At 57.6% G+C, this 13,210-nt stretch carries 5 protein-coding genes; 4 read left to right on the forward strand and 1 reads right to left on the reverse strand.

The features are described 5' to 3' along the window. Window positions 1–722 precede the first annotated feature (722 nt). The gene (locus tag HU762_RS08775; RefSeq protein WP_186635515.1) at window positions 723–1,145 is read left to right on the forward strand and encodes a hypothetical protein; all 423 of its coding nucleotides are present in this window, start codon (window positions 723–725) and stop codon (window positions 1,143–1,145) included. Between the two features lie 211 nt (window positions 1,146–1,356). On the opposite strand, the gene HU762_RS08780 is transcribed toward HU762_RS08775, so the two are convergent. Next, on the reverse strand, window positions 1,357–1,722 hold the full coding sequence (locus tag HU762_RS08780) for a DUF6124 family protein (protein ID WP_186635518.1): 366 nt from the start codon (window positions 1,720–1,722) through the stop codon (window positions 1,357–1,359). A 453-nt stretch (window positions 1,723–2,175) separates the two neighbouring features. On the opposite strand from HU762_RS08780, the gene HU762_RS26715 reads away from it, so the two are divergent. The 3 genes from HU762_RS26715 to HU762_RS08795 all read left to right on the forward strand — a co-directional run bounded on the left by HU762_RS26715 (window position 2,176) and on the right by HU762_RS08795 (window position 13,208). Then, entirely contained in the window at window positions 2,176–5,373 is a 3,198-nt protein-coding gene (locus HU762_RS26715; protein ID WP_238340370.1) for a hypothetical protein, read from the forward strand. A 147-nt stretch (window positions 5,374–5,520) separates the two neighbouring features. Further along, on the forward strand, window positions 5,521–9,144 hold the full coding sequence (locus tag HU762_RS08790) for a Tc toxin subunit A (protein WP_186635522.1): 3,624 nt from the start codon (window positions 5,521–5,523) through the stop codon (window positions 9,142–9,144). A gap of 5 nt (window positions 9,145–9,149) precedes the next feature. Then, on the forward strand, window positions 9,150–13,208 hold the full coding sequence (locus HU762_RS08795; protein WP_186635525.1) for a neuraminidase-like domain-containing protein: 4,059 nt from the start codon (window positions 9,150–9,152) through the stop codon (window positions 13,206–13,208). Window positions 13,209–13,210: the final 2 nt, after the last annotated feature.

A 13,210-nucleotide genomic window follows, 5' to 3' on the forward strand; every position in this document is an offset into this window, starting at 1 on the left:
CAGTTGCCGTTGGTTCTTGGCCGGTTTGTCGGCCTTGGGCTTGAGGTAATGGTCCAGGGCTTTTTGCGCGGCTTTGTCGAGGTTGATTTCTTCGGGGGTTTTTGCGGTGGGGCGTGAGGCTTTTTTCGGGGGATTGGGTGTTGGCTTGATCATTTTCGTTTTTCCGTGATTGACGCTGCTACCCGGTTCGCGACTAAACGAGGGGTGGCGGCTGGACGCAGGTTAGTCGACCGGTGGAAAAACGAAGCCCGGCGCGCCCGAGGGCGCCCTGCGAACAGCCACCATCAAGTGCGGGCAGGGAGCCCGACTGGATGACGCTTGTGCGCATCGTTTTAGCCACCGGGCGACTAAACCCGATCGCTGAGTTGTCAGCGACGCGGATCACGTTACGGGGCAAGGCCAAGGCGCACAAGCCGGCGGATTCTGGCGCAGCTGTAGTCCGTTGCGCAAGACGTTGTAGTCAATTTGCAGCTTTCTTACACCGGAGGCTGCCATTGGTCCGGACTGTCAGAAGTTACAGGTGTCGCGCGGAGCGTTTTAATCTCAACTGAGCAAGGGTCAATTGAGTTGTCCTCGGACTCATCTTCATGTTCAGGACGCGGTTATGGAAAGTAGCGAAAGCGGAAAGGAACCTACGGTAACAATAAGGGCAGCAAGGGATGGTGATTTATCGAACACACGCACAATCGAGAGTTTGTCGGAAGGTTGAAGGGAGACATTAAATGAACAAGTCAGCTGTTGCATCAACACAAACTATTGTAATAAGGGCTGCCATGTTTCCTGAATGGGCAGACCTGGAGGTGGAATGTACTTGGTCGCTAGGCGGGACGACATTTACGGCGAAGACGCTGCGCTATCGCGCCCGAGATAATAATCGCCGCAAGGGTAATATAAAAATGGGCCTTGTTTCACAAGGCGACACCGGCTGGATCGAGTTGAACAACGACGACGGAATACAAGACGGTGAGTGGCACGCCTTTGAGCGGTCGCTTTCAGTGGCGGCAGATGCTCGCTTGGCAACGGTACATTTCAATTGGATATATGACAATTTTTTAACCGATCTGAATATGACAGGACGACAGGAAGTCAGGTTTGGGAAGTCTGGTGGGGGTGGCCGCAATCCGGCGAGTTCTGCAGGTCAATAATCCGTTGGGCAGGTAAGCTGTGGAAGCTCTAAAAGTTCGGTAAACCCGTGGTGAGGGGAGCTCCTTTCCCCCCTCTGGACCGGTCCGACGTTGGAGCAGCCCCGGTATTCCCTGACGCGCGCATGGGAACGCTGCGTCCAGCGGGAGCAAGCTGCCTCGCCACGGGTGCGCGATTACGGTTTATAAGGTAAGTGCGACACTCACGCCGACCTCAACGCTGCACCTTCGCCTCGCTATCGAGCAATTTCTCCAGCAACAACACCCCCATCTCGCCCATCTGGTGAATCGCCAAGGCCAGGTTGCGCGGGGCGCCTTCCAGGTCTTCCGATAAATCCAGGATCAGCGTGCTCACCGAGCAGAAGGTTTCGTAGGTGTGTGCGAGCAAACCTTCGGCGTCGGCGTTGGGGGCGACGATGAAGTAGTCCAGTTGCCGTTGGTTCTTGGCCGGTTTGTCGGCCTTGGGCTTGAGGTAATGGTCCAGGGCTTTTTGCGCGGCTTTGTCGAGGTTGATTTCTTCGGGGGTTTTTGCGGTGGGACGTGAGGCTTTTTTCGGGGGATTGGGTGTTGGCTTGATCATCATCGTCATCCTTTTAATGGGCTACCACCGACTCGCGACTAAACGAGGGGTGGCGGCTGTACGCAGGTTAGTCGACCGGGAGGATAACGATAAAACCGGCGCGCCCGAGGGCGCCCTGCGCACAGCCACCATTGAGCAGGGAGAGTGGCCCCCCTACTGAGATGACGCTTATGCACTCCGTTATACCTCCGAGCGACTAAACCCGATCGCTGAGTTGTCAGCGACGCGGATCACGTTACGGGGCAAGGCCAAGGCGCACAAGCCGGCGGATTCTGGCGGAGTTGTAGTCCGTTGCGCAAGGCGTTGTAGTCAGTTGGGCACCCTCTTACACCGAGTGTTGCCGCTGGTCGGGACTGTCAGGTTTGACAGGTGTCGAGCACCCCATGATGTTTTTAACTAGCACAACCTGGTCAGATTTTTAAATCCATTCTTCCTATACCCATGAGGTGGTTGATGAGCACGGATGATGATCTTGAAAAAAACGAACCGGCGGAAAATGACCCGGTCGATGGCCAGCAGAACGTTTTATATTCCGAAATGGCCGCTACCGACATCTACCTGAAGGGGGAGTCCGGAAGCCTTTGGGCCGAACTGCATCTGAGATATGAATGGTCAGATAGCGGTGACTCGTTTAACGTAACGACCGTTAGGTATAGGGCTAGCAAAAGTTACTACTCGGGTCAATTTGGAGTGTTAAATCTGAGAGTTACTAGCCCCGCTGCGCAGCCCGAATGGGAGAGGCTTGAAAGCCGAGCTCCACAGGATGGCAACTGGCACGATTTGAGTTACACGAAAACCATCCGGGCAAATGCTACTAACGCAACGATACACTTAAGTTTTTATTACCACTTTCCTGTCGCTGATCCACGGGACCTTACCGCCGAGAAAGCGGTAATTTTTGTGCCTTTTCCGCCTCCAGATATTTCTTCACCTACTGAGTATCAACAAGTGCTGCCTAATTTAAGGGTCGCCGGTGGCGGTGTTATAGGCGCGACGGTTTATGTGCATCAGGTCGGCACAGGCACCATCTTATCCGCTCCGACTGTTGTACAGGCAAACGGCTGGCAGACGACGCTACTTAATCCGTTACCTAAAGGAAGTTATTCATTGACCGCTCAGCAGCACCTTGGCGATAGGACCTCGGACTGGGCAGTGAATGTGAGTGTAATGGTGGACGTTCCCAAGCCGGAAATCCTTCAACCAGTTTCGGGTTATGTTGGAGCTAAACCGCGTTTTTCAGGCAGGGGAGTAGCACTGGCAAGCATACAGATCCATAAAAGTGGATCGGGTGTGGATGTACCTCATCCACTTACTTATGTCTCGGAGTTGGGCTCGTGGAGCCTGTCTCTGAGTGATGGATTATCGCTAGGATCGCATGGGTTTACAGCCACGCAGACATTAGGTGGCATAACGTCAAGCTATGCGAACGACATAGATGTAACAGTAGTTCAACCCAGCCCACCAACAATCACTTCCCCCCGACCCGGTACGGAACAAGAAACGTCCTTTACGCTGGCGGGCGGAACTCTCCGTACAAACAACGACATTCTATTCTTCAGGGATGGGGATCGGGACGTCGAGTTTGGCCGCAAGCCGGTGACTTCACTTCTTTGGACCTGTCCTGTCGAGGTCCCTCCTGGTCCGATATCGCTGGTCGCCATCCAGATTGATAGTCTGGAGGAGTCGAAGCCCAGCCTCCCTCAGTCATTCAGAATCCGTCCCCCGGCGTTGACCAGCGTCACCGTTACCAACCCAACCGAAACCTCCATCAAGTTCTCAGGCAGCGGTTATTTCGGCGCAACGGTCCAAATCACCGTGCTGAGTGGCCCGACCGTCACGCCGCCGTCCGACGCACCGGTACAACAGAACGGCAACTGGGAAACGACGGCGACGAATTGGCCGTTTGGCACCTACAGCCTGAAGGCGATTCAGAAAGTATCTGACAATGCCAACGGCTGGATTGAGTCACAGCCGTACACCTTTGCTCTTGATCGCGGGCTGCCCGATGTAAGCGATGTGATCTACACGCAGCATTATCAACCAACGATCTCGGGTAAAGGTGTCACCGGAGCACGAGTGAAACTGGCCGACCCTGGCGGCGCCTCCGAGGCCGCCCCGCCTGTGGATGTGCGCAATGGCGCGTGGTCGAGCCAGGTAAAAGAGGTTTGGGGCCCGACATTCAAGCGTGAGGTCCACATCCAGCAGTCCTTGAACGGTCAGTCGTCACCGGACAGGTACAAGCTGGAAATCACCATTGCGCCTTTGGCTCCGGTCATGGACTCCCCCGTGGAAAACGGCCTCTCGCCAAATCTGAGTGGCACTTGCTGGCCGGGCGCTTCCCTCAAGCTCAAATACAGCGACAGCAACACTGAGCACCCGGTTACCAATAACAATGGCAGATGGACGTTCCGACGCGAGACGCCATTCGCCCCAGACATCACCCACACCGCGACACTTATCCAGCATGCCGCGAGCCAAGACTCACCACCGGCATCCAGGACGTTCACGGTTTCCGTGCCCATGCGCAAACCGGAAATTACCCACCCGAGCCCTGGTGAGGTGGGGCGCGATGTGACCATCCGAGGGCGGAACGGCATGAGCGGCGCTTCGATGCAACTGCGCGACGCTCAATTCGGCAGGCTGCTGGGCGCGCCAAAGTTACTCACCACCGATGGCGAATGGTTTATCAACCTTGCGGGACTGGACTTTCGCGAGTACACCCTCGATGCGCAGCAGACGCTCGATGGCCGGCCATCCGAGCGCAGTGCCCATTTGGTGCTGACGGTGGTGCTGTTGCCACCACAATTCGACGTGCCACAGCCCGGTGGGAAGCTGCCGCGCACTGCTGAACTGTCGGGCAACGGCATGCCGAATGGGCGGGTCAATGTCTGGCTACAGGGCCAAGCTGAACCACTGCTGGAAGAAGTCCCCGTGAATTCCGGCGGCAACTGGAAACGCATAGTGACGTTGCCGGTTGGCCAGACCACGATCCGGGCCAAGCAGTTCTTTAAAGACGAGAAAGGTAAAGACCAGGAATCCGAGTACGGTCCATGGCTGGCTTATAACGTTGTCCCTGCCGCGCCGTTCATCGAAACCCCGGCGGCGGCTGAGCACATCGGACGACGGGTCGTGGTATCCGGCTTCGGTGTACCCGGGGACACCGTGACGGTGAGGTTGGACGATTCCGAGCTGAAAATACTGGGGCGCAGCCCGGTGCTGGAAGATCGCACCTGGTCAGTCACCGTGACGCTCGATCAGCCCGGCGGTGCCCATGGCCTTGTGGCCGTGGCGGAGTATGACGAGTTCGAATCAGATGATTCGCAGCCGCGAGCGGTGGTGTTGGGGACTTATCTGCCTTCTATTGATGTACCGACGACAGGACGTTGGATCGATAACCCGGTCGGGTTCGAAGGCCAGGGCAGGCCGGGTGTCGGGCAGGTCGTGAGTTGGTACAACCCCGATCGGGCCTGGGCGGCCAATCTTGCAGTCGATGCCGGCGCTTGGCGCGGCGAGGCGGTGCTGTCGTTACCTAGTGGCGGTCATTGGTGCCGGTTCAAGCAAACCCTCACGGACAGCGCGGGGGACGGCACGGTTTCCGATTGGGTTGAAAGCGAGCGCTTCGACGTCCTGCCTCCCTCTTCGCAACCCTGACGCTGGGCCGCCGACGGACGGTTTTATGAACTGTCATATCTGACAGTAGCCGAGAAGCCTTCGCTGACGCCAATCTATCCCAGCAAACTCATGGCCTGGCCGCATCGTCAGGTCACTTAGGTTTATGTCGACTCAAGGAAACCCGTCATGGCGGACTCCAGGCCTGTTGTACAGCTGATGAATCAGTTGTTCAGCCAAAAGCAACTCGGCGAATACCCCGCGCTTCGAACATACATTGAGGCAGACGGCTCCATCTTCCCGCTGGTGGAAAAGGGCGTGCGGGGGCTGGTCAGGGACTATGGCGTGACGCCGGATGATGCTCATCGGTTCCTGCGCCGGGCCAATAGCATGGCGCTTTATGTGCGGCGCCAGTTCATCGAGCACAGCTTGTACGCAAAACGATCTGACACCAGGCCGGTCGGGGCGGGCGGTGGTTTGTTGTCGATGGTTCAAGGGCCCAACTTCGAGCAGCTGTTCATGCGTGGGGATAGCTTCGATAGGTTATGCCCACCGCAGGCGTTGGAGTCCCTCACTTCGCCGGTGGCCTATTTGATTGAGCTGTTGAGGTGGATAGAGCAGCGTATCGAGGCGGTCTCGGGCGATTCGCTCAAGTTGCCGTTGCATGATCGGCGTAAAGACTTGAAACCGCTGGCTGTCGATTTCAATGCGGTGCATCAGTCGGTGTCGGCGGTGGACATCATCGTCCCTGTGCTGGAAACCTTTATCAATTCCCATGAACCTCCAGCGGATATTGAACAGGCCTTGATCGAGGCTCGGTACCCCAACGGGCTTCCTTACTACCAACATTGGGTCACGCTGGATACGGTCGCGCGCCAGCATGATTTGTCCGTGGGCGATTTTGCCCACAGGGTTGACCTCTCGTTCCCTTATTTTCTGCAGCCTCAAGCCTGGGGTAACGATGCGGGTCGTGCCTTGGCCCACGCGTCGCGGCTGGGGCCTTTTCAGCGAAAGTTACTGACTGAGCCAGCTATAAAAGAGGACGACCGCGACGAATTCTATTTGCAGAATTACGGTGGTGAGGGGCTGTCGTGGCAGAACCTCAACCAAGTACCGTTTTTCGGTGAGCGAACCAAACTCGGCACACTTGGGCTCGAGGCCTTGTTGTCGGTGCGCGGCTTCGCGCCCGTGCGCTCTGCCAACGTCCAGACGTACCCGGAACCGCAGCCCGTAGAACCGGAAAGCGGCCGCTCCGGTTCCGTGTACCTCAATGCCAATGCCCATCCGGCTGTGCACATTACGGATAGCGGCAGCGCCCCGTCTTTCCTCCATAAACTTTCGGTCGCTCCTGACGAGTCCATAGGGCTGGATCGGTACGACCGGATGAACCGCAAAGTGCGCTTGGACCAATGGCTGGCGCTGCCTTGCGAGCAGGTTGACGCGCTGTTGGTGGCCGCCATGAATGCTGAAGTGCGCGGAGGCGCACAGGCCGGTAAATGGTGGATTAGCGAAAGTGTCGTGCGTGCACTTGGATTGTTTCAGTCGCTACGCGAGCGATACGGCTGCACCGCGCCCGACTTTGCGGTATTTATCGACACGTTTTCGATTTATGGTCGCGGCGAAGCGCCTTCGCAATTCGATCAGATTTTCAATGGTCAGGGCGACTATAGCGAGCCCTTGGTGCTTGATGAAGGAACCTTTCCAGTCATGCCCGAGCCCGGGCAGTCCGACCTGACAGTCGCCAGGCTATGCAGCGCATTGAATATCGATCTGAAAACCTATGCCTATCTGGCTCAAGTGGTTGCTGGTGCTCATAGTGTCCAGAACGGCAGCTTTCAGCGCAGCGCGGCGATCATCTCCAGTTTTTACCGTTTGGTCAGGTTGCCCAGGCTGCTGGGAATCACACCGGTCGAAGGCGTTCTGATGTTGACGTTGCTCGGTGGAGAGCCTTGGCTCAACGGCGTGGCGGGGGCTCCTCGCGTCAATCCAACCCCGGGCGAGTCACCGGATGTGCTCAACCTGCTACATGCCATGCAGGCCTGTACGCAGTGGTGCGCGGACCGCAACCTTCCGGTGCTTTGGATGTTGCAACAGGTGTCGCCACCGCAAGCTCAGGCCGCCACCGATGCTGAGCGCCAATTTTTAGAGCAGGTGCTCAATCTCCTACCTGGCGCGCTTTTCACCGAGACGGCGTTACTGATGGCCGGTGTACCTCCCTTGGCGGGGGGCAACTGGCTGGATTTGCTGACGGTGCTGGTTGATCCCGATGGGCTGGTCATTGCCTATCCGGGAACTGAACTCGAGTACCTGATCTTCGCGCGGGAAAAACTCGACGATGCGGTAAAGGATGGTCTGGGCGAAGCGTTCGAGCCCGAGCGTCCAGCCATTGTCGAGATAATGCTCAGCGTTTTGTTACAGGTCAGGGCCGCCCAAGCATCGGTGGCCAAGGAATGCCTTGCGGTTTACGCCGGTGTCGATTCGGAACAAGCGTTACATGTCTTGACCTGGGCCAATGCAACGGTGCATCGGTTGTTGCGTCAAGTGCTGGAACGGGCACCTCTACCCCCCGATAGCCAGGAGCCTGCCAGGGGACGCAACGAAGAGCCTGATCCGCTCCTTGCGCTGCTGACGGATGTGCGCCGTCGTGGCGCCGTGGTGGCGAAGCTGGCGCTTGGCGCCGGGTTGTTGCAGGACTACCTGGATTACGGCTATCGGGCTTGGCTGGGGCAGGACGACAAGCACGCATTCACGACGCGCACGCTTTATTACCTGACGTCGCTCACCCATGCCTTTGAGCTCAGTGAACAACCCGCGCAGAAACTGCTTGATTATCTGCGTGAGGTCGACGCGTTGGATCCCAGTTTGTCGGTAGACGCTCTGGGGTTGGTCCAACAAGCATCGTGGGTCAGGCTCGCCGAGTTTTTTAACTGGAGCGTACAAGAGGTGCGTGAATGCCTCAGGCACATCGATCCGACATCTCAGGTCCTGAAGAATCTTACCCAGCTGGATCTGTTGATGCGCGTTCGCGAGTTGGCTACACACACCGGCATGGATGCCCTGACGATTTTCCTGATCGGCATTTTGCCGGAAGGAATAGACAAACCGGCCTATAAGGAAGCCGCTGAGCACGCCTTGCTGAACGAAACCGAATCCGGTGCGTCTGCGTTTACCTCCTCCCCCGAGGATCTGAAGCAGCTCGTCAAGATCACCGTTGCCGTGGATAACACTGAGGTCGTGGCTAATAAACCCAACGAGAAAATCACTTTCACCGTCACGCTTCGCGACCGCGCCGGGGCACCGTTGAGCGGTGTCTTCGTTCGGTGGAGCGCCACACTGGGGACTATCGAAGCGAAGGCGACTGGTGTCGACGGGAAAGTTGCGGTGGAGTTCATACCGGGCAAGGTGATGGGCACGGACACCCCACTGTATTGGCTGGACCTGTTCGAACCGCAGTACGCGCCCAGCATTCATGTCACCGCCGACGTTCTATCCCTTCGAGTTCCGGTACCGCTGCGGTCACCGGTGCCGTTGGGTGAGGTGACGTACGGCCAGGAAATCGAACTCTACGGCACGTTGATGGACGATTGTGGAAACCTGGGAAAAAACAGCCTTGTGCAATGGCTCATCGAAACGTCAGAACCCGCAGATGGACAACTGGTTTTTCGCCCCAGGCAGGCATTCGCCAACCAGGAGGGGCAGGCACGGTCGTTTGTTTCCAGCCCGACGGGTGGAACATTCGAAATCAGCATTTTGGCCGAGGGCAGTGAGCGCAGATCCCACTTCGAGCCCATTACGTTTGCTAGCCAGGAGTAAGGAGCATGGCGCTTAATAATCTCGCTGAACTTCTCGAAAAGCGTCGTACTGCCCTGGTGGAATACTGCCTCGGTCAGGTCAAAACAGCTGGCGGGAAATACAACTTTTTGCGAACCCCGGCGGACCTGTTCGAACTGCTGCGCATGGATCCGCTGGACAGCTACCCGGTGCAAAGCTCCTGGGTCGCCGAAGCGACCAGCTGCGCTCAGCAGTTCATTCATGCCGCTTACCGTAAACTGGAGCCCGGCTACGAAAAAATCGAATTCGACAAGCGCGATCTGGCCACGTGGGAACTGTATAACAATTATCCGGACTGGGCGGCACTGCAATTGATCGCCCTCTACCCGGAAAACTTCATCAATCCGTTTGTGCGGCGCCGCAAGACCAGCCTGTTCAAAACCCTGGAAAACAACCTCAACCAGACACGCTTGAACGCCGACTCCGTTCAGGCGGCTCTGCAAGATTATCTGCAATCCTTCGAACAAATCTGCAACCTGGACGTGATCAGCGGCTATATGGATGGCGCCACGCCCGACCATGCCGATTATTATTTTGTCGGTCGGCAGCGGGTGCCGCCTTTCCAATACTTCTGGCGCAAGGCAGAAGTTGAACTCTCTTCTGCTTGCGTCGCGATCAATCCGGCGGCATGGAGCGAATGGCAACCCGTGGATATCCCGGCCGGCGCAATGGTCCTGGACATGCGTCCGGTGTTCTGGAGCGGTCGACTTTGCCTGGTATGGGCGCAGTGGCAAGCGAAGGTGGAGGGGCAGGAAGGCAGTGAAGGCTTGCCGCCCAGGTTGGATATCAATGTCTCTTTCATGGCCCAGAACGGCAACTGGTCGGCACCGCTGAGCCTGCACAGTTCCGCGCGGGACGAGGATAATCCTCCCCAAAGCGCCCGGCTGATCGCGACCGTTTGGGCCGATCAAAGTCATCCCAAGGGCAGGCTGGGGGTTATGCTGATCGGCGAGGACTTGAAGGTATTTGCGGTGCGTGATGTGCTGTTCCGTCCCGTGGATTGGGACGACGGCGGTTGGTTGGAAAAGGCTGCACTCATTCGTTTTACCACTGCCGAGACCGTTCAACATCCGCTGACGAATCAGCCGACGATGGTTATTTCCGATGCTGTGTCAGGCTCCTTGACGCCGTACTTGGGTTTGCAGGCGGTGGCGTTTCGTGTGGGTAATGACGATAAGTTGTTCGTGCAGGGTTTCTGTAGGCCAACGGGGCTGACTGGGAATGATGTAACTCTGAAACTGGAACTGCAACACCCCGCATCGGGCGATCCGGCCCCGATCGATAAAGCGTTCCCCGTTGCGGGTGGCTGGAGTACGCAATGGCTGGAGTTCAAGCGGCTGAAGGGCTCGTGGCAAGATCCGGTCTTTTTGTTCGGCGCTGAAACAGGCGGCCACGGGCGCAAACGATTTCAACTGACGGTCAAAGACCTAACGGACTTCACGCCCGTCACTCTGTCCAAGAACACGCTCGATGCGGCGCAGTTCCTTTCCCTCAACCAGTCGGGGCTTGCACTCAAATACACCCGCCTGAATTCGCTGTTTGGTCCGGAACTGGTGCAACGTTCCAATATTTCCGTCAATGCGGTACTGGATTGGGATACACAATTCCTGTCGGAACCACCTCCCCTGGGCGTGCCTGGTTTTTCGGAACCCAACGGTGCTTTCAACGGCGCCAACGGTTTATTTTTTTGGGAGCTGTTTTTTCATCTGCCCCACTTGGTGGCTGCACGCTTGCGTGCTGAGGACCGTTTTCTCGAAGCGCAGAATTGGCTGCACTACCTGTTCGATCCACAAGCGCCGGCCGATCCCGGACAGTCTGCTGTTGCGAATCCAAAGCCTCTATATTGGCGCTGCCGGCCCTTGAATGGTCCAGGTAACCTGGGTTGTGAAGCCGATGCCCCCACCGATCCCGATGCCATCGGGTATTCGGCGCCCCGGCACTTCCAGATTGTGGTGTTCACTGAATACGTTAAAAACCTGATCGCCTGGGGCGACTGGTATTACCGCCAGCTCACCCGCGACAGCTTGGTGGCGGCCAAGCTGTGTTACGTCCAGGCCGAGTTCCTGATGGGCAAGGCGCCTGAGGTCCGGACGGTGAACCGTTGGGAGACGGACACGGTGGGAAGCCTGATGAACAAAAGTTTGTCGCGGCCGGCGCTTGAACAGTTCGAGAAAGAGCTGGTGTTCAGTCTGGCGGACTTTCCGGCCACCGCCGAGGCGCCACCTCTGTTGGGACTGCTGGCAAACGAGCCGTTCAAAGCACCAATCAATGAGCAATTGCTGGCGCTCTACGATTTGCCCGACCAGCGCCTGTATAACCTGCGCAATAACCTCACGCTCGATGGCAAGCCGCTGGACATCCCACTGTTCAGCCCACCCACCGATCCCAATCAATTGCTACGGGACCTGGCGGCTGGGAGTGGGGGGGCAAGGCCTATGGGCGGGCGTCTGGTGGTCGGTGCGTTCCGCTGGCGCGTGACCTACGAGACGGCGTTGCGCGCCGTGCAGAGCTTGCAGGACCACGGGAACCAGGTCCTGCGTTTGCTCGAGCAGCGCGACCGGGCCGAGCAGGAGGAAATGCAACAAAACCACCTGGTGGAACTGGGAAGCTACGCCCAGACCGTTCAAGAACAGAGCATTACCCAATTGCAAGCGAGCACGGCCGCGTTGGAGCAAAGTCGTGCCATGGCCCAGGAGAGGGCCGAGGCGTACGCGCGACGCTACGACGAAAACGTCTCGGGGGTTGAATACCAGGTCATGGAAAACCTGCAACTGTCGAAAAAGCTCGAATTGGCCTCGTCGAGTATCAAACCGGCGGGAGCGGTCGTGGCGGCGGTGCCCACAATCTTCGGCTTGGCCAACGGCGGGCATCGTCTGGACAAAGCCTTCGACGCGGTGAGTTTTGTATTGAGTGTCGCTGCGTCGGCGATGCAGATCGACGCGGATAAGCAGGCGACCACCGAGGGCTATCGCCGGCGCCGTGAAGAGTGGCAACTGCAACGCGATCAGGCGCTGGCGGAGGTACGGGCCATCGACGCCCAAATCACCGCACAGACCCACGCCTTGCAGGCCGCGCAAACGACCCTGGCGCAAACGCTGACAGCCAACAGCCAGGCCTTGACGGTTTACAACTTCATTAAAAAACGCGCGAGCAATGCCGAACTGTTCGGCTGGCTACTGGGCCAGCTCAAAGCGTTGCATTATCAGGCTTATGACGCGGTCGTCAGCCTGTGCCTCAATGCCCAGGCCGCATTGACTGCCGAGACCGGCGATTACGATGCCCAGATCCCTTTGCCACAAGTCTGGCTGGACAACCGCCACGGCTTGACCGCCGGCGAACATTTACACGGACATTTGTTGCGCATGGAGCGTGAGTATCTGCAACGCCATGAGCGACGGATGGAGCTGGTCAAGACCGTTTCCCTGCGTCGGCTTTTTGATGATCCGGTCGAGCGTCAAGCCGGCGTTGATAGTTGGGAGGCTGCGCTGCTCCAGTTACAGACCCATGGGACGCTGGAGTTCGCACTCACCCAACTGCTTTTCGATCGCGATCATCCCGGGCATTACTGCCGGCAAATCAGTGCAGTCGAGGTCGATCTGCCAGTGGTGACCGGGCCCTTCGAAAATGTGCGAGCCACCTTGCTGCAGATCGGCAGCATGATCGCCACCAAGGCGTCGGTGCAATCGGTGCGTTATCTGCACAGTCCGGGAGAGTTCGTGGCGCCTTCAGATATCCAGATAAACCTGCGCAGTGGTCAGCAAATAGCCTTGTCAATGGGGCTGGGTGATAACGGCATGACGGCGATGAAACCGGATGAGGGATTGCTCAACCCCTTTGAAAATACCGGCGTTGTCTCGCGCTGGATGGTGAAGTTCCCATGGCCGACGAAGGCCCCGCAACAACAAGTGCTTGCGTCTTTGACCGACATTATCGTGCGCATTCGCTACACGGCGAAAGCCGGCGAGCCGACCTTCACACGGGCCGTCGAGGACCGGGTAAGAGCGTCGGAAATCCCCGATGGGTTCAAGCAAGCTTCGAAGGAGTAGAC

Origin of the sequence: Pseudomonas sp. SWRI92, assembly GCF_014268685.1 — a bacterium.
Classification (GTDB): domain Bacteria; phylum Pseudomonadota; class Gammaproteobacteria; order Pseudomonadales; family Pseudomonadaceae; genus Aquipseudomonas; species Aquipseudomonas marvdashtae.